The organism is Enterococcus sp. AZ063 (genome assembly GCF_051715045.1).
GTDB classification, from domain to species: Bacteria; Bacillota; Bacilli; order Lactobacillales; family Enterococcaceae; genus Enterococcus_D; species Enterococcus_D casseliflavus.
In genome coordinates, this window is the sequence record NZ_JBIOTA010000001.1 from 1,889,179 (window position 1) to 1,907,393 (window position 18,215).

Below are 18,215 nucleotides of genomic sequence, written 5' to 3' on the forward strand. Positions count from 1 at the left end.
TGTCTTCCTATCAAGAATGGAAGCTGTCAAAGGCGCTAACAGCTTCCATTTGATAAGATTGAGTATCGATCATTCGACAGATGGAACAAAACTTAACTCCCATTCAATCGTTGCTTGGTAAGTCATGTTACGAGGATTTGATCCAATGGGTACTTCAAGTTTGACACTATTCCCCATCGTCTCCATATCCCCGTAGCGTTGAATCCAAGTACCGCTTCCTTCGTTTGCATCCGCTTCAGCGATCATAGCAAGTACCCCAGGATCAAGGAACATTGTTTCACTATAAGTGGGAGGAATTGCTGAGTTGGCGGCATTCGTCAGCATAACTGCATTTTCTAAAATAATTCGTGCACCCCGAAGTTCTTCTCCTTGATCGTTACGAAATCCTGCAGCGGATAATGTCGCGTTTAGTTCCCAGCCTGTAAAATGAGCGCGACGGTCAGAAATCTGCACGTAATTTGGTCGTTCCTCAGTTACTGAGCCATCGGCACTGCTAAGTCGTTGCGGCAATGCATTGTACTGTTTGGTATCTGCACTTATTGATACATCTCCAAAGCTATACTGGGAGATGAAATCGATACTGATAAACCCTAAATGGTCTGGTATATCCGGTTTATTTTCTGGGTTCACTTCAATATCTGGCGCGATCGGATCTCGTGGATTCATTGTGGCAATCTCTTGAACAACTGTTTCATCTGTATCGAATTTTCCATTTAAGAAAGCGTAAGCCGTCACCGTATTATGTTTTGTAAACCGATCCCCCTCGGCTAAGGTCAAGCTGAAATCACCATTGGCATCTGCTTGAAGATGAAACAAGCTGTTATCATCAAAAGAGGGTGATTGCAGTTGCGGTGCGGGAATAACTGGATCTCCGTCAAAACGAATCACACTATAAGGTGTGGCTTTTCCTCTAATGATTCTTGATCCATCTAGTGCCGGGTCTTCCGTTAATGGTTCTAAATGAACTTCGACATCTGGAATATATTCAAATAGGATACGTTGTGCTCTTGTGGTAAAATTCGCGCGAAAATGATCAACGATCTCTTGTGAGATGGAAGAAACATTCGAAATCGATGACAAGGTAGAGGAAAAATTCACTTTTAAATTGAAGATTGGACTCCAACTGAAGTCTGGTTCCTCCGTCAAGTTTCCATGCCGCCATTGCTTCGCTGCTTGAATATCCACATCTAATAACCCGCCACTGCCAGAAATCGAAATAAGGCTACTATTTGCTGCATTTCCGGTAACCGCCCTTGTTTTCTCTAAATTGATGCGTTGTGCATCCGCAAAAGTGAAGGTTGAGGCCGAGCTCAAAAATGTCATCAAGGAATGAGAGGGATTGGTTCCGTCTGACTTAATATCCAAGATTCCTTCTTTAGCAACAATAAATGTGGCGGCACCGGCTACATGGATCACTCCGGAGGTGGTGGTCCCTTGATTCACTGCATCAATTTCGACACTGCTTTTATTTCCAATAAGCATCGTGCTTCCAGCACCCATGTAGATAATGTTATAGGACCATCCATTGAGGCTTGTGGTACGTCCGTCAGCTTTGATTACCACTTTGCTATCCTCAGACATTTCAAAGTGGGCGCCGCTTGCATACATACTGATTGCGGGGGAGTTGGCTCGGGCATTCAAATGCAGCTCTGATCGATTACCGATATTGATCCGTCCATTCGCAATATAAATATTTGCTCCAAAAGCCTCACCGGCTGTTCCAGCTGCACGCAGGGACATCTTTGCATCATTGCCAATAGTCATACGCCCCGTTGCATAATATAAATAGATATTGCCGGAATTTATTGTTGACATATCAACTGTTGCGTTATCAAGAATTTCCAATTGTGTTACTTCCATATTCGCTTGGTTGGTTGCATTGATCGTTTGCACACGTCCAGATCTGGAAGTATATGTCGGAGTTTGATGCGATATTACTTCGCCAGACATAACAACAGGTGTCGCTAACGAGTGGATCAACTGATTGCCCGCGTTGGTTAAATTGTGGTAGCGCATTCTGGATAGATTTTGCTGAGGAATACTCATATTCGTAAAATTCATAAACCCATACCAATTTCCATGAACGACATCGATATTTTGATACGTAATGTCCCATGGCGTTGCACTATTGACTGTACTATCATAAAATCCGACAGCAACTGCTCTAAAGTCGATTTGAAACCCATTGCCTTCGATCACAAGCGTTCTTGAAATTCCAGAAGCATTGGTCCAAATATAGGCTAATCCATTTGTTGGGTTGGAAGTTGCACTTCCCGCAGCCACTCCAGAAACTCCTTGAGTAGGATTATCCGAAGATTCAAAGTCGTTTACGATATTGATATAATTTACATCTTTATTCACAATTGCCGCCATAAATTCTTGCCAGTTGGATACATCCCGATGACTGATTTCGTCTAAAGGTGTGACCGGTTCTGTCAATTGGGCAATCGCTTCCGCTTGATCAGCTTCTGTGTCTTCCTGATTCTCATTTGGGTTCGCGTCATTGGAAGGTTGCGTGGTTCGTTCCCCTTCCCGTGGAGTGTCTGATGGTGAGACCTCCGTCTCGATCCTTTCATTATCTGTATCATCATCCGAGTCATCTTCTGCGACATCTTCTGTCTGTACTTCGATCGTTAGTTCCGCTTCACCTATAACAAGTTTATAATCACCTATTTTATTAAAGACGATAGGAATTTCGAACTCCATAAGCTCTTCATCAAAGGTAAGCGTCCATTCCTGTTCTTCTTCAGACAGCTTCTTACTCTTCACTTCTGCAGCAAATTCTTCTTCCACGATCGCTGCTTCTTTCGCTACAACCAGCGTAATCTCATCTAACGGTTGGCTTGATACGACGAAAACGTCGATCGGTTGATTCACGACCCCTTCAATCACACTAACTGGAAACTGAAAAAAACGTTTATGGTTGTCATATTCTTTTGTTTGGATCGGTTGTGTTGCTTTATCAAGCAAGGACATATTCTGCGTTTCGTCCAACGGTTCAATCGTGTGATCGATGGCGTGGATTTCTGGCAATAGTAAATTGCTCAGACTTGGAAAAAAAGTTTGCACACTTAGTAATCCAATAATGATCGCAATTATTACCTTGTGTGGTGTATTCTTCATTTCAACTATTCCCACCTTCCTTTGCCTTTTTTTTCTTATGAACAATTAGGATGATCACAAGCAATAAAAACAAGCTGATTAGACCAACCGTGGCTATCATCCACCAATTGAGCGACGTATCTACAGTGACATCGAGTTCATTTAAGCGGCGAGCATCTTCTGCCTCCACGCTAAATGTCTGTTCCCAAGACCACTCTTCCTCTCCTGACCGTGCAGTAAGATTTAATACATACTCCCCATTACGAAAACGATCGCCATTCAAGGGAATTGGGAAATGCATATGTGAATTAGGAGCCATTTGCATCGCTGATTGACTTGCTTCATATAAGATCGTCTCACTGCCAACAGATCGAATTTCAGCTGTTACTTCCAATTGATTGACAAATGTCGATGTATAATTTTGGATAACAGCACTAAATACGTTTCGGTAATTTACTTGATCGGCGAAAACATCAAGCAGTTCCAATCCCGGATCCGTTGCAGACCGATTGTTGCTTACTACCACACCAATGACATAGGAAAATGCATTCCGTATGCCTAATCCTTCTTCAGCAGATTGTGTTTGCTCCTCTTTAGAAATAACTTCTTTGATTCGAATGCCACCTGCCAAAACCCCTTTGAATTCCTCTTCTGGCATCGCAATCGGTAAAGAAATGATTCTTTTTTCTAATGGATCTAACGATATGGTTTCCGGCACCTCTACCAGTTCATCAATTGATGCAGGTAAAGTCGGATCAGGGGATTCTGCATCCCTGCCATATTCCACAACACCATTCACATTCGTAAATGCCGTATGGGCAGAAATTTCTATTTCGATCGCTTGATCAGAACCATTTTCGATCTCTAAAGCCAATTCATCACGTTCTCCTGCCCCAAGATTTAAATCGAAATACCCCAACGCCCCTCCTTCCAGCTGACTTTCTGGTAAGATAGGCGTCACATAGAAGTTTAATTCTGATTCTGTCTGAGCATAGCTCAATCTTGGTGAAGAAAAGAATGATAGCAGGATGACCGCACAGGTAACCGTTTTTATCCATTTCATTCTTATACGTTGTTCAGTCAAAAGTGGTTCTCCTTCCAAAAAAGGCAGGAATAATTTATTATTCCTGCCAGTTGTTTCTTGTTGCAAGCTATGATCCTTCTTACGGATTTACTGTTTCGCCGCCACTATCAACAGAAGCAGTTAGCGTCCATGTCATTTCCGCAGTATAGTTGGTTGCTAGCTGCGTGGTAGAGCCTGGTACAAATAGTTGAATATCATCATTTCTGATAATTTCGTCTTCTTGTTTATTAAGATTTTGTTCCGTCAATTTTTCTTGATCTCCCCAGTAAATCGATGAAGCGCCCGCGCCTTGACCGACCGAAGCACGCATGACAGGAATGTCTTGATCGTTGACATCTAGGATCAACGCATTTTGTTCTTCACTATTGATAACGGCACTTGGCTGTAAGTCTCGATCACCTTCGCCTTTGTTGAACACGATCTCAGGGTTCGCCAACTTGATTTTTGCCCCAGTCAAGACATCCCCTGATTCAGAAGTAAAATCAGTTAGACTAACATTTAATGTCCAACCAGCATGCGTTCCTCGGGTATCTTGCACTTGGGCAAATGATACATACGGTGTCGTACCTGATTGATCAGCCAAATTACGCTCATCTGCAACCATTGAATACCAACGATCACTGGTAGAGATAGCATTCTGACCAAAATCAAAAGTTTTTGGTGCATAAGCAATGGTAAACGGACCCGTTTGCCCTGGCGGTGTTGGTTCGATTGTTTCTACTTCTGGGTTTACGACTGGTGGCTGTACCTCTGTTAGATCGCTTCCGTCTGAGGTAAATCCTATAACGTTATCGGTAGTCGTTTCTAATGAAGATTGGGCAAAGGCTTGAACGCCTCCGGCTAGTAAAGTGGTGGATAATACAGCGACCGTAGCTAAACGAATCTTTTGCATTTCTAGTTCCTTCTTTCTTTTTTATTCAGTACAAAACCAAGTTATTGAACCGTTTCTCCGTCCGGTCCGGCTGTTGCAGCTAATGTCCAAGTAAGGGTTGCTTCATAAAGAGCAGCGTCTTTTGCTGTTGATCCAGGAACAAGTAATTCGATTCCGGCATTTTCAACAACCTCTGCGCCTGCTTCCACTTGTCGATTGATTTCTTCCTGATCGCCCCAAACGACTGACGAAACGCCGGCACCTTTTGTTTGAGCGGCGGTCAGAACCGAACGCTCACTATTTGTAGCATCTAAAATCAATCCATCCGCATGAATTTGTGGTTCATTTTCTTGGTTGCTTCCGTTATATTCCAATTTCGGCGAATTAAAACGAATTCTTGCTCCAGTCAGTTCATTATTTTGTGTTCCTGATTCAAAAGCACTTAATGAAACTTTTAAATCCCAACCAGCATTTGTCCCGCGCGTATCTTGGACTTGGGCAAATGAAACATACGGAACTCTTTCTTCACTATCTTCCGCGTCTTTTAGCTTGTGTAATTCAGCCACTAGCTTATATTCTTGATCGGTATTAGAAATCACTTGCTCACCGAAATTAAGCGTAGGTGCGTAAGCAATCGTCAATGGTCCTGTTTGTCCTTCAGGGCCGACTGGATTGATCTCTACATCTGGACCATTAGGACCAGGATTTGGTGGTTGAACCACTGTCGCTTCGCTATCGTTTGGTACAAAGAGAACTTTCCCTTCTGTATCATGGTTTGTTACACTTTCAGTAGCGAAGGCTTCCGCGCTAATAGTAAATAAAGTTGCAGCTAAAACAGCTGCCGATGCAAATCGTACGAATTTCAAATTCATCCCTGCTTTCAAATTATTTGTCTTTTCTTTTTAACCATCATAAATTTTGATCGATGTTTGGTATATTGCGCATACAATGCAACCAGTACGAGCAGTAATCCAAGCAAGATTACGCCGTAAGTTTTTGTCTCGTTGGTCTTTGGTAAAATGCCACCTGGTTTTGCTACCTCTTTTGGTGGCGAGATATTCTCTGTAGGGCCTGCTGGCGGTGCTGGTTTGGGTTGGCCAATAGGCTCATAAACACCGGTAAAAAGCACAGAGCTTTCTGTTTCAACCGACTGCACTTCCTGAGCATTCACCGCTGCCGTAGAAATAGTTATCCCATAAAAAAGAGTGCAAAACAGAACCATACGAACTAATTTCCATACATTTTCTCCTTTCATTCTCCCTCCTCCTCTATACTTGCCACATCTTATAAGTGATCTTTTCAAAACTGCGTTTGTCTAGTATCCGTAACAAAAATGATTATGAGATTGTTAAAGAATCATTTCGAAATTTGCAACGCTTTTTCTGTCATTAGCAAAATAGCAGAGAAAGACTTATAACCTTTGACAAAGTTCACTATACTGATGATTTCCACAGATTTGAAATACTATTTTTCACCAATAGGTGAATTTTCTTATTAACGTTACTTATTATTGACCAAAAATAGGATTTTATAAAAAAGAGAAGTTAAAATTTTTGCGAAAGAATCCCATCATATTAAGCCTACAAACACTTTCATAAAAAGGCGTATTGGAAGGTTTAATCTCGTATCGAGCAACAATCGTCACACGCGCTCTTTGTGAAAAACCACCTGTTTTTGAGTGGTGTAATCAAAAAAGTTCAGTAAGCTTATGTTTTTCCAGTTACTTGAAACGGCTTTATCAAAGGTTGTTACGTTAATCACCTGTTCTTTTATCAACTTATGCAAAAAAAACGCTAAGCGATTTCGCTTAGCGTCTTGATCCTAGTTACTTTTGGTTTATGTTCACCATTAAATGGTTTTCTTCCCCTTCATCCGAAGTTTTCCTTCTTGGCACATTGTCAACAATGGACAAACCTCACACTTAGGTGCCCGTGCTGTGCAATGATAACGACCAAAGAAAATTAACGTGTGATGCGTTTTGACCCACAACGTATCTGGAATCTTTTTCATCAATGTTTGTTCGACTTCTAATACGTTGGCGTCTAGTTTACAGATGCGCAGCCTTTTTGATACCCGCTCGACATGCGTATCGACAGCGATTGCTGGAATGCCAAATGCATCGCCAAGAACGACGTTCGCTGTTTTTCTGCCGACACCTGGCAAAGAAATTAAGTCTTCTCTGGTTTGAGGCACTTCGCCTCCAAAACGCAGCAACAATTCAGAGGCACAAGCTTTGATATTTTTCGCTTTGTTTCGATAGAGGCCAATCGATTTGATTTTTTCAATAATGTCTTCTAACGGCGCCTCGCTGAGAGCCTGCGGCGTTGGATATGCTTCAAAAAGTGCCGGTGTCACTTTATTGACTGACACATCCGTTGCCTGTGCGCTTAGGATGACAGCAATCAGCAATTCAAAGGCATTTTTTGACACTAGTTCTCCATGTGCATCAGGAAACATCTCATACATTATTTCTATCGCAGTCATTGTTTTTTCTTTACTGATCATTGGACGAATTAAACTCCTTGTATCTTACTCTCCTTCTAACCAATTATGCATAGGGATTTTGGGCATTGGGCCATCTTCTTGTGGCGTAGTTTCATTTTGAAGAAACTGTTTTTTTCTTCTTTTTTGCTCTTCTTCTACTTGCGCTTTTGAGGTAATATTCTTGCGTTCCCACGAAAGCAAAATACGATCGATATAGTTTAAACTATACGCTTGATTCAAGACCGCTTCTCGCAAAGCAAACTGGACCAGCTCGGGATCATAGTGGTCCTCATCCAACCACTGCCCGATCCGTTGGTATTCGATCGCCGATAAGGGGCGACCAAATTCTCCTTCAAATAAGCGATACAACTCGCGTATCTTCTCTTCATTTGTTTCAGCGGATTCCTTTTTAGATTGCTGCTTCAAAAGAAACTCGAGCCGTTCATAAATGCCAGTGAAATCATAATAATCCACCATTTTTCCTGCGTCGTCTTTTTTTGAACCCATTCGCAGCACATCTTTTTTCAGCAATTGATTCAACCAATGATAGATCTCTTTTTGGTCGCTGCCCATCACCGAGGCGATCTCACGTAAATCTGGAAAATCATTGCCTTGCTCATGGCTGCGATACAGTTGCAGCCATAACAAAAATTCATCATTCGTCAAACCAAGATGATGGTAATTCTCTAAAAGCAAATTTGAAATCGTCGTTTGCCCTTTTGCCAAATATTCCTTTAATGAAACCATACTACATCCTCTTCTCCTTGGCTCATCTGAAACATAAAGATTCATCCTATCAGGATCGAATCAATAAAAAGGGGACGACGCAAATGCGGACGTCCCACGATTCTTTGTTGGTTACGCTTTTTCTTTGACTGCTGCGATGATCTCAACTTCAACCAAAACATCTTTTGGTAAGCGAGCAACTTCGACAGCAGAACGTGCAGGTAACGCTTCATTGAACAATGTGCTATACGTATTATTGAAAGGAACGAAATCATTCATATTTTTTAAAAAACATGTCGTCTTAACGATGTCATCTGGCGTAAGTTCCGCCGCTTCAAGAATCGCGTTGATATTTTTCAATACTTGCTGAGTCTGTACTTCAATCGTCGTACCGACAACTTCCCCCGAAACAGGATCTAATGGCACTTGACCAGAAGCAAACAAAAAGCCGTTTGCGATTTTTGCTTGAACATAAGGACCGATTGCTTGTGGTGCTTGATCTGTAGAAATTATCTTCATTTTGTTTCCTCCTCTTTCACTTGGCATTCGGGACATAGGCCATAAACTTCTAGTCGATGGTTATTTATTTGATACCCAGTTAATTTCGAAGCCGCCATTTCGACATCTTCCAATCCTGGATAGTAAAAATCAGCGATCTTTCCACACTTTTGACAGATAGCATGATAATGAGGCTCCGTTGTAAAATCAAAACGACTGGAGGCATCTCCATAATTCATTTCTTTTACAAAGCCAATTTCTGTGAACAAACGTAAGTTATTGTATACCGTTGCGACACTTATACCAGGAAAATGAACTTCGATCGCCCGATAAATCTCTTCAGCGGTCGGATGGGCATCGTGACTGGCTAAAAATTCTAATATCGCTACTCGCTGCGGTGTAATACGAATATTTTCATGTTTTAATCGTTTGATCGCTTCATCGTAGATCGTACTCACAGGAGTTCCTCCATTTCTCTTATCTTACCTATCATACTATGTAAAACCTAAAAATTCAAACAGCTTTCCTTGTTTTTTTAAAGGAATAACGCATTTGCCCAGCCCATCTTCCCTCAGTTTTTCGAGAAAGAAAAGCAGACAAACGAATGCCTGCTTTCCCCCTCTTTGTTAGTCTTCAAACTGATACAGTGCCGTAGACAAATAGCGTTCACCATTATCTGGTACGATCGCTAAGACTTTTTTGCCTTTTCCTAAGTCCTTAGCAACCTCTAATGCCGCTTTGATCGCTGCACCAGAAGAAATTCCTACTAAGATTCCTTCTTTCATCCCAACTTGACGCGCAGTTTCCATGGCATCCTCACTAGCGATGGCAATGACCTGATCATAAATCTCAGTGTCTAGTACTTTAGGAACAAATCCCGTGCCGATCCCTTGGATCTTATGGGGACCAGGTTTGCCACCTCCTAAAATAGCTGATTCTGCAGGCTCAACGCCCACGATCTTCAAATTAGGATAGACGCGCTTCAATTCCTTCCCCGCACCAGTGATCGTGCCACCTGTGCCGATCCCAGCAACAAAAGCGTCTAACCCTTTAGATTCAAACGCATCCTCAATTTCTTTCCCTGTCGTTTTTTCATGGACTTCTGGATTGGCTGGGTTTTCAAATTGTAATGGCATATAATAGCCGTCTTGTTCTGCTAATTCTTTTGCTTTATTGATAGAACCAGTGATTCCTTCAGACCCAGGGGTCAAAATCAACTCTGCGCCATAAGCTTGAACAATTTTACGTCTTTCAATACTCATGGTTTCTGGCATAACCAGCACGACACGATAGCCTTTTGCCGTACCGATCATGGCTAAGCCGATCCCAGTATTCCCAGATGTTGGTTCGATGATGGTATCACCAGCTTTTAACAAGCCATTTTTTTCTGCTTTTTCAATCATGGCTAAAGCAATTCTGTCCTTGACACTTCCCCCAGGATTGAAGAACTCTAATTTCAGATACACATCCGCAGAACCTTCTTCTACGATGTGATTTAATTTGACGATTGGCGTATGCCCAACTAACTCATTGACCGATTGATAGATTTTTGTCATTGAAAATCCCTCCCGTTCTTATTCTTCCATTCTACCTAAAATAACCCCGAGTTGCGAATAAAAAGTAAGCAATTTCAAGTTTTTTCTTATTTTTTTATATTTGTTTGTATTCACTTTCTTGATTTTGTTTTTCCATTACAAAAAAACCTTAAGAATGATGCCATTTAGAGCAATCATTCTTAAGGCGGTATCAGATAATTAAACGATTAATTCTTGGCCAACAACAATGACCTCACTAGATAACCCATTTGTTGCCATTAGAGCGTCGACCGTTGTGCCAAATTTATTGGCGATATCCCAAAGTGTATCGCCTGAAGCAACGTGATAGCTCTGCGCTGTAGATCCGCTGTTTACCTGAGTCGTCGTTGTAGTTTGCGTAGTACTCGTGCTAGTCGTGCTCGTTGTACTTGTCCATGCGGTACTTTGCGTTGTCCCAGTATCAAAGCGTGTGAGCTGATACGTTTCAATTAACCAGTTCAGTTTTTGTGCATACCCTGGATCGGTAGCATAGCGCCCCGTCAAGTAATTCGTTGCATCATAAAATGAGGTTGTTTGGCTTTTCCAAACACCACTGTAATGAGCAGTTCCTGTCGCGAAACTCGTGCTGAGCAAGACATTCGCATGATCCTGAAACGATTCCCAGTAAGAGTTATATTGACGAAACGGTTCATTCATCTCTACCCACTGACCATTCAAATACTCTTGTGTAGGCATATAGACACTTTGTCCGTTGTAACTGCCTTTGACCCCAAACAAATTGTAATAGGGTGCATTGGATAACGCGGAAGAACCATAGCCGCTTTCCAAAATCGCTTGAGCAATCATCACAGAAGCATAGAGATCATTGTTGGCAGCAACATCTTGTGCTGACCAGCCAATTTGCTCAATAAAACCTGAGATGTCCTGCGTCGCGTATTGATTCTCAGCAGCTTGTACCTGTTGAGGAACGAAAGTGACCGTCATTGGCGCTAACATCATTCCTGCCCCCATCAAAGAGACCACCGCCTTTTTAGTAGGTCTTTTTATCGTCTTCTTTGGTTGATGATGTCTTTCACTTCTTGTTTGATAACTTCCCATTTTTTTCCTCCAGTAACTGTACGTTTTTTCAAATAAATCAATACAGCTATTATACGGAAAAACATCTAACAGTGCAAACAATGATCACTTTGCAAACAACAAAAAACTTTTAAAAAACTGTATGGGTATCCCGCTTGGATTGCTAACTACTGAGAAGTTTTTTTAAAAACTGTTAGATTGCTATTTTATCGATTCCCTCTTACTATTCACAAGTGCTTGTGCCTTGCGGTACAACCATTTTTTGGAAATCTTAGCCACTATTACTTTAAATAAGTCACTCTAACACGTTTAAAGTGGCAAGAATCCAGACAAAAAAACACGCTCGAAAATCGAAAAGATTCTCGAACGTGCTATTTTTGATTGATTGTCGATCAATTAATCGATTGATTTGAAAGTATTCACGACATTCTCAACACTGAAGCCGAATTCCGCTAAGACTTTGTCACCAGGTGCCGATGCACCGAAATGATCGATCGCGATCACTTTTCCATGGCAACCGGTGTAACTTTCCCAACCAAATGGGGAAGCTGCTTCGATCGCTACCCGTTTCTTCACTGCTTTTGGCAAGACGCTTTCTTTGTATTCTGAGCTTTGTGCTTCAAACAGATCAAAGCTTGGTAAGGAAACCACCGATACATCGATGCCTTCTTCTGCCAATTTAGCTTGTGCTTGGACCGCAAGATTCACTTCAGAACCTGTGGCGATCAAAATCCCCGCTGGTGTTTCACCAGCTTGTTTTGAAATCACGTAGCCACCTTTTGCGACATTTTCATCCGCACCGGTTTGCGTGCCTTCGATCACTGGTAGATTTTGTCGGCTTAAGACTAAGACCGTAGGTTTATCCGTTGTTGTCATGGCCAATTTCCAGGCAGCACGGGTTTCATTGCCGTCTGCTGGACGAATCACTTGGACATTTGGCATGCAACGGACGCTGGCTAATTGCTCGATTGGCTCATGCGTCGGTCCATCTTCTCCCACCGCCACGGAGTCATGCGTCAAGACATAGATCACAGGTGCATGCTGGATCGCAGACAAGCGCACCGCTGGACGTAAGTAATCAACGAAGACGAAGAAGGTTCCGCCATAGATTCGCGTACCGCCATGCAATTGGATGCCGTTCATCGCTGCCGCCATCGCAAATTCTCGGACGCCAAACCAAATGTTGCGGCCTTCGTATTGGCCAGGTTCAAAGTCTTTTTCTGCTGCCACCATCGTGTTGTTGGATCCAGAAAGGTCAGCCGATCCACCCCAGAGACTAGGGACGGCTTTGGATAAGGCTTGGATCATCTCTTTGCTAGATACTCGACTAGCTTGTGAGCTGCCAACTTCGTAGCTTGGTAATGCTGCATCCCAATCTGCTGGCAATTCACCCGCAAAGGCTTGTTTGAATTGCGCAGCAAGTTCTGGGTAGGCTGCTTCATAGGCAAGGAAGGTTTCGTTCCAAGCTGCTTCAGCTTTTTGCCCTTCATCGATCATGGTTTCTTTGAAGCGCGCGGCAACTTCTTCAGGTACGGTAAATTCTGGGTATTCCCAACCATAAATCGCTTTGGCTGCAGAAATGCCTTCGGCACCGATCGGCGCACCATGAACGGCAGAGGTGCCTTGATTTGGCGCACCGTATCCGATCACAGTCTTGATTTCGATCAAGGTTGGTTTGTCGCTTTCAGCTTTTGCTTCGTCGATCGCTTTCGAGATCGCTTCTAAATCATTGCCGTCTTCAACGAGAATGTGTTGCCAGCCATACGCTTCAAAACGCGCACCGACATTTTCTGTAAAGGCTTTTGAAGTTGGGCCATCTAGGGAGATGTCATTTGAATCGTACAAGACGATCAGTTTGTCTAATTTCATGTGACCAGCCATGGATGCAGCTTCTTGCGAAACACCTTCCATCAAGTCGCCATCGCCACATAAAGCGTAGGTATAGTGATCAATGACTTGATACTTGTCGCGATTGTAGGTTGCAGCCAAGTGGGCTTCGGCCATTGCCATACCGACTGCCATGGCGATCCCTTGTCCTAAAGGTCCAGTGGTTGCTTCCACGCCGTCTGTGTGATCGACTTCTGGATGTCCTGGCGTGCGGCTATCCCATTGACGGAAGTTTTTTAGATCCTCAATGGTCACATCGTAACCAGACACGTGCAACAAGCTGTACAATAACGCCGAACCGTGTCCAGCAGACAAAACAAAGCGGTCACGATCCACCCAGTTGCGAGAAGTCGTTGGATTGACTTTCAAGTGTTTCGTCCACAAGGCATAGGCCATGGGTGCTGCCCCCATCGGTAATCCTGGATGTCCTGAATTGGCTTTTTGTACGGCTTCGATACTTAATGTACGAAGGGTGTTCACTCCTAATTGATCGATTTTATCAAACAATGGTAGTTCCTCCTAATTTAGGTTTTTTTTACCTTTATTACATCTTTCATTATACGTGATTCAGAAGCTTATTTCAATAGCAATGAAAAGGAATTCACAATTATCTGCCGTGGAGACCTTTTTTCTTTTGAATCTCTTTTAACTTCTCTGGTGTTACATCAGCACCTTCAGGGTCAACGATTTTCATTCCTTCGATATGGTGTCGCATCCCTCCACGAAAGGCGGTTAAATACTCTTCACGCAGAACTTTTTGTTCGTGGGTCTCAGCCTCAGTCAAGCCTTCTGTTTTTTTCTTGTTGGCAAGTTCATTGATTCGAGCTAATTTTTCTTGAGATAGCATAGTTGTTCCTCCTTTTCCCTCTTGATTTTACTACAAACTAGCGAGCAAAAACAATAGCACAAAAAGCGAACATTTGTTTGAATAATCGATATAGCTATGGTACACTAAGGTTATCAAATGAAAGAAGGTGTCAGTTTTGGCAAAACGAACAGAAAATCGACAAATCGAAATTCTTAAGTTCATTCATACACGTGTCACTGAAAAAGGCTATCCGCCGACTGTTCGCGAAATTGGCGAAGCCGTTCAGTTATCTTCTACCTCAACTGTTCATGGCCATTTGTCCCGACTTGAAAAAAAAGGGCTGATCTTACGAGATCCTACAAAACCCAGAGCCATTGAATTAACTGCTTCCGGTCTTGAAAAAATCGATGTTCAACCAGCATCCATTCCGATGCTTGGTGTCGTAACTGCAGGAGAACCGATTTTAGCCGTGGAAGATGCATCCGATTTCTTTCCGATTCCGCCAGATTTAGCGAATAGCACAGGAAGTTTATTCATGTTGACGATCCGAGGAGAAAGTATGATCAATGCTGGCATTCTCGACGGTGATCAAGTAATCGTTCGTAAACAACAAAGTGCTCAAAATGGCGATATCGTGATTGCTATGACAGATGAAGACGAAGCTACGTGCAAACGATTCTATAAAGAAAAGAATTACATTCGTTTACAACCAGAAAATGATTATTTAGAACCAATCATTTTGCCTGACGTAACGATTTTAGGATTGGTTGTTGGATTGTATCGCCATCTGCTTTGATGCTCAACGAGCTGACTAGGAAATCTTCGTTTTTACGAAGATTTTTTTTCTTTCCTCTTTACAAAGCGAACAAACATTCGTATAATAAGTATACAAACATAAGTTCGTATTATTTAAGGAGTGAATGAGATGAAAGCAGTTCGTCGATTTGGTTTTATGTTGTGGGTATTATTGATGGGAATTGTTATTGGCTATTTTGGCGTTTTAAGTGCTGTTCTGATTTTTTGCCCTCTAATGATGCTTTGGTTCATGCTTTGGGATGAAAAGAAATTCCGCCAAGCAGAGCGCAAACGTAACCGCCATTATTATCACGATCATGATTTTTATCGTTATGAACCATGATCCTTCCCCTACATACGCCCATAAGGCAGCAGAAACAAAAAAGGACTCCAGCGAGTCCTTTTTTGTTTCTGCTTTTTTAGTATTCCATTAACGTCTTGATTTCGACACCTTGGATCTTGTCTCTTCCATGTAGATCCATCAGTTCGATCAAGAAGGCACAGCCAACAACGATACCACCTAGTTTTTCTACGAGTTCGATCGTTGCTTTGATCGTTCCACCAGTTGCTAGTAGATCATCACAGATCAAGACACGTTGACCTGGTTTGATGGCATCGGCGTGCAGCGTCAAGACATCCACACCGTACTCTTTTTCATATTCTGCTTCAATCGTTTCCCGTGGCAATTTGCCTTTTTTACGTACTGGGGCAAAGCCGACACCTAATTGATAGGCAACTGGACAACCAACGATAAAGCCACGGGCTTCAGGTCCTACCACCATATCGATGCCTTTTTCTTGTGCATACTCAACGATTTGTTGTGTCGCATACCGATACGCTTCTCCATCTGCCATCAATGGCGAGATGTCCCGAAAAATAATTCCCTCTTGGGGATAATCAGGAATACTAGCAATATACTCTTTTAAATCCATTTTCTTTCCTCCTAGACTGTCAACCACTGACGAAGGGTTGATAAATCACTCATTAATAAAAATTCTTCTGTTTTGATCAGTTTTTGTCGTTGCTGATACAAATGACTCTCCGTCAATGGACGGGAAACAGGATCAGCAGTTTTATTCAAAACACCATCTTGTATTGTAACAAATTCCAGCTCAGAAAACACCTGAATCATGAAAATAAGTAATTTTTGTGGAATTTTTAGATAGTCAGCGACCATCTTTAGTTTGTAACGAATGTCCAAACGAGGCTGCTGTTTGATCAGTTGAAAGAGACGACTGTATTGCTCTCTTGTCCCTACCCCATCTAAATAAGCATCTTCTGTCGAGTAGAAAACAAAAGCAACTCTTGACGCCTGGAGCGCTTGAACGATCTCTTTGATCACTGCAGGGTCAGCAGGACAATCTAAAAATGCAATCTCTTGGAACTGACCAGCACGAAAAGTATCTTCCAAGGCTGTAACTGAGTCAAATATGGTGGTTTGCCCACAAAAGCCTTGCAATTCCCGAGGAAGTTTCTGCTTGAAAAGAACGCCTAGTGTTTGACTGCCCAGAGAGACACCTTGACGGCTTCTTTTCGAACGATAATCAAATAGCTGAATCCCTTCCACTGCAAAATCATCCAACATGAGCTGCGGTTTTTTGTTGCCATTCCATTCATTGATGGAAAGCTGACCAACGATCGATAAGCGGTCGTTTTCAAACGCTACTAAATCTTTTCCAAAACCAAACCCAATGACATCCAGCTGCGTGTTAGACTCATCGCTCATCACTAACTTCAAATGCTGATTTTCTGAACCAATCTGGCGAGCATTTTGAGTCATCAGATTAGAAAATAAAAATTTCGGTAAGGGGTTGTCCGTTCCAAAAGGCGCTAAGACTTTTAATGATTCAATAAAACTGATCGAAACTTCTGTTAACGGTAGCTCCTCATCGATCGCTAAGGGGATGCCCTGACTGAGGTCAATGGCATTTTCTTCAACGTAACGATTCATTTGGGCTTGCAGCATATCTAAATGATCGATGGGGATACTTAATCCAACTGCTGCATGATGGCCGCCAAAGCTAGTAAACATGTCTTTCATCGTCGACAGCATTTCAAACAGATTCAACGCAGCAATGCTTCTTCCCGACCCTTTGGCTAAGCCATTTTCTTTTTTGGTCAAAACGATCACTGGTTGTCCTGTACTTTGCATGATTCGCCCTGCCACGATCCCTAAAACGCCTTCGTGCCAATGATCTCCCACCACCAAATGAACATGGTTCGCAGGATCGATTTTTACTTGTGCTTCTTTCATGATTTCTTCAACAAAGGTTTTTCGCTGCTGATTGATTGTATCTAAGGTTTTCGCTAAGCTTACTGCCTCTTCTTCATCGAAGGTAGTCAACAAGCGAACAGCCGGATTGGGATCCTCCAAACGACCGATCGCATTTAACCGTGGTCCAACGGCGAAGCCAATATCTGTTTCGTTGACTGTTTGTTTTTTTAAACCGCTGACTGACAGCAACTCATTCAGTCCGATGCGATCCGATTGCTGAATCATTTTCAACCCGTTGCTGACTAATAGCCGATTCTCATCGGTTAAAGAAACCATATCAGCGATCGTCCCAATCGCAACAAGATCAAGCAATTCCACTGGCACTTCTTCTAACAAAGCGCAAGCCACTTTAAATGCAACGCCGACTCCAGCCAAATCACCAAAAGGATAGTTTCCTTGAGGGTGACGGGGATGGACAATAGCAAACGCCTCCGGTAGTTCTGCAGGTAGTTCATGGTGATCTGTGACGATCACGTCAACTCCTTGTCCTTGAGCATAAGCAATCGCCTCATGACCAGACACCCCATTGTCGACGGTGATGATCAATTGCGTCCCTGCTGCAATTTTATCTTGATAGACAGTTAGATTGGGCCCATATCCATCTGTAAAACGATTAGGCAAATAATACTCAGCTTCCGCCCCTAGCAATTCCAACGTTTCCTTTAACACGGTAGTGCTCGTAATCCCATCCGCATCGTAATCACCATAAATCAAGATTCGTTCGCCATTTAAAATCGCTTCATGGATTCGTTCCACGGCTTTAGCCATATCATGAAACAAAAACGGATCATGAAGATATTGCAGGTCCGTTGATAAAAAAGCATCGAGCGCCTCTGCTGTTCGAATATTTCGCTGCCATAGCAACGCGCCGATCCGCTCAGGGATCTTTCTTTCTTGGATCAGCTCTTTAAATACTGGGGTCGTTTCGCTTTCTTGCGGACGCACCCAATGAAAATTTGCACGTTTCACCAAATCACTCCTAACTAGGATATTATAGCAAAGTTTATGCAAAAAAGAAAAACAACGAGAGAAACAGCACTCGTTTTACAACACAAAAAAAGAGCTTGCAGCAA

The 18,215-nt window shown here is 42.5% G+C and carries 17 protein-coding genes; 2 read left to right on the forward strand and 15 right to left on the reverse strand.

Annotated elements, in window-relative coordinates; genetic code table 11:
* Positions 1-69: 69 nt before the first annotated feature.
* From IGK61_RS08730 to IGK61_RS08790, 13 genes are all read right to left on the reverse strand, one after another.
* On the reverse strand, positions 70-3,123 hold the full coding sequence (locus IGK61_RS08730) for a WxL domain-containing protein (protein WP_438844793.1): 3,054 nt from the start codon (positions 3,121-3,123) through the stop codon (positions 70-72).
* 1 nt (position 3,124) lies between these two features.
* Positions 3,125-4,252 (reverse strand): DUF916 and DUF3324 domain-containing protein, encoded by a 1,128-nt coding sequence (locus IGK61_RS08735; protein ID WP_074535770.1) that lies wholly within the window; start codon positions 4,250-4,252, stop codon positions 3,125-3,127.
* A gap of 13 nt (positions 4,253-4,265) precedes the next feature.
* Positions 4,266-5,078: a WxL domain-containing protein gene (locus IGK61_RS08740; protein WP_074535768.1), complete on the reverse strand. Its 813-nt coding sequence runs from the start codon at positions 5,076-5,078 to the stop codon at positions 4,266-4,268.
* A gap of 41 nt (positions 5,079-5,119) precedes the next feature.
* A complete protein-coding gene (locus tag IGK61_RS08745) occupies positions 5,120-5,923 on the reverse strand; it encodes a WxL domain-containing protein (protein ID WP_008379814.1) in 804 nt (267 codons plus the stop codon).
* Between the two features lie 14 nt (positions 5,924-5,937).
* Positions 5,938-6,312, reverse strand: a complete 375-nt coding sequence (locus tag IGK61_RS08750; RefSeq protein WP_074535766.1) for an LPXTG cell wall anchor domain-containing protein — start codon at positions 6,310-6,312, stop codon at positions 5,938-5,940.
* A gap of 593 nt (positions 6,313-6,905) precedes the next feature.
* Entirely contained in the window at positions 6,906-7,562 is a 657-nt protein-coding gene (gene nth / locus IGK61_RS08755) for an endonuclease III (protein WP_074535765.1), read from the reverse strand.
* Between the two features lie 24 nt (positions 7,563-7,586).
* Positions 7,587-8,288: a DnaD domain protein gene (locus IGK61_RS08760; protein WP_074535763.1), complete on the reverse strand. Its 702-nt coding sequence runs from the start codon at positions 8,286-8,288 to the stop codon at positions 7,587-7,589.
* Positions 8,289-8,399: 111 nt separating this feature from the next.
* Positions 8,400-8,786: a RidA family protein gene (locus IGK61_RS08765; protein WP_015509753.1), complete on the reverse strand. Its 387-nt coding sequence runs from the start codon at positions 8,784-8,786 to the stop codon at positions 8,400-8,402.
* Positions 8,783-9,223, reverse strand: a complete 441-nt coding sequence (locus IGK61_RS08770; RefSeq protein WP_005226158.1) for a Fur family transcriptional regulator — start codon at positions 9,221-9,223, stop codon at positions 8,783-8,785. The genes IGK61_RS08765 and IGK61_RS08770 overlap by 4 nt, the downstream gene beginning before the upstream one ends.
* Before the next feature lie 168 nt (positions 9,224-9,391).
* Positions 9,392-10,321, reverse strand: coding sequence for a cysteine synthase A (cysK, locus tag IGK61_RS08775; protein WP_005226159.1), 930 nt, complete (start codon positions 10,319-10,321; stop codon positions 9,392-9,394).
* 198 nt (positions 10,322-10,519) lie between these two features.
* Positions 10,520-11,398 (reverse strand): glucosaminidase domain-containing protein, encoded by an 879-nt coding sequence (locus IGK61_RS08780; RefSeq protein ID WP_074535762.1) that lies wholly within the window; start codon positions 11,396-11,398, stop codon positions 10,520-10,522.
* 375 nt (positions 11,399-11,773) lie between these two features.
* On the reverse strand, positions 11,774-13,771 hold the full coding sequence (tkt, locus tag IGK61_RS08785) for a transketolase (RefSeq protein WP_438844794.1): 1,998 nt from the start codon (positions 13,769-13,771) through the stop codon (positions 11,774-11,776).
* 100 nt (positions 13,772-13,871) lie between these two features.
* On the reverse strand, positions 13,872-14,111 hold the full coding sequence (locus IGK61_RS08790; protein ID WP_005226164.1) for a DUF896 family protein: 240 nt from the start codon (positions 14,109-14,111) through the stop codon (positions 13,872-13,874).
* Between the two features lie 136 nt (positions 14,112-14,247).
* Between IGK61_RS08790 and lexA the strand changes: the two genes are divergently transcribed.
* Positions 14,248-14,868 (forward strand): transcriptional repressor LexA, encoded by a 621-nt coding sequence (gene lexA / locus IGK61_RS08795; RefSeq protein ID WP_005226165.1) that lies wholly within the window; start codon positions 14,248-14,250, stop codon positions 14,866-14,868.
* A 129-nt stretch (positions 14,869-14,997) separates the two neighbouring features.
* Complete coding sequence (locus tag IGK61_RS08800) at positions 14,998-15,210, forward strand: hypothetical protein (protein WP_005236082.1); 213 nt, start codon at positions 14,998-15,000, stop codon at positions 15,208-15,210.
* 76 nt (positions 15,211-15,286) lie between these two features.
* On the opposite strand, the gene IGK61_RS08805 is transcribed toward IGK61_RS08800, so the two are convergent.
* Positions 15,287-15,799 carry an adenine phosphoribosyltransferase gene (locus tag IGK61_RS08805; protein WP_005226167.1) on the reverse strand — a complete coding sequence of 171 codons (513 nt, stop codon included), beginning with the start codon at positions 15,797-15,799 and terminating at the stop codon, positions 15,287-15,289.
* An 11-nt stretch (positions 15,800-15,810) separates the two neighbouring features.
* Complete coding sequence (gene recJ / locus IGK61_RS08810) at positions 15,811-18,111, reverse strand: single-stranded-DNA-specific exonuclease RecJ (RefSeq protein ID WP_074536927.1); 2,301 nt, start codon at positions 18,109-18,111, stop codon at positions 15,811-15,813.
* Positions 18,112-18,215: the final 104 nt, after the last annotated feature.

Excerpts from the sequence above, each read along its gene's own strand:
- IGK61_RS08730 (WP_438844793.1), bottom strand. The coding sequence starts at position 3,123 with ATGAAGAATACACCACACAAGGTAATAATTGCGATCATTATTGGATTA.
- IGK61_RS08740 (WP_074535768.1), bottom strand. The coding sequence starts at position 5,078 with ATGCAAAAGATTCGTTTAGCTACGGTCGCTGTATTATCCACCACTTTA.
- IGK61_RS08750 (WP_074535766.1), bottom strand. The coding sequence starts at position 6,312 with ATGAAAGGAGAAAATGTATGGAAATTAGTTCGTATGGTTCTGTTTTGC.
- nth (WP_074535765.1), bottom strand. The coding sequence starts at position 7,562 with ATGATCAGTAAAGAAAAAACAATGACTGCGATAGAAATAATGTATGAG.
- IGK61_RS08760 (WP_074535763.1), bottom strand. The coding sequence starts at position 8,288 with ATGGTTTCATTAAAGGAATATTTGGCAAAAGGGCAAACGACGATTTCA.
- IGK61_RS08765 (WP_015509753.1), bottom strand. The coding sequence starts at position 8,786 with ATGAAGATAATTTCTACAGATCAAGCACCACAAGCAATCGGTCCTTAT.
- cysK (WP_005226159.1), bottom strand. The coding sequence starts at position 10,321 with ATGACAAAAATCTATCAATCGGTCAATGAGTTAGTTGGGCATACGCCA.
- IGK61_RS08780 (WP_074535762.1), bottom strand. The coding sequence starts at position 11,398 with ATGGGAAGTTATCAAACAAGAAGTGAAAGACATCATCAACCAAAGAAG.
- IGK61_RS08790 (WP_005226164.1), bottom strand. The coding sequence starts at position 14,111 with ATGCTATCTCAAGAAAAATTAGCTCGAATCAATGAACTTGCCAACAAG.
- IGK61_RS08800 (WP_005236082.1), top strand. The coding sequence starts at position 14,998 with ATGAAAGCAGTTCGTCGATTTGGTTTTATGTTGTGGGTATTATTGATG.
- IGK61_RS08805 (WP_005226167.1), bottom strand. The coding sequence starts at position 15,799 with ATGGATTTAAAAGAGTATATTGCTAGTATTCCTGATTATCCCCAAGAG.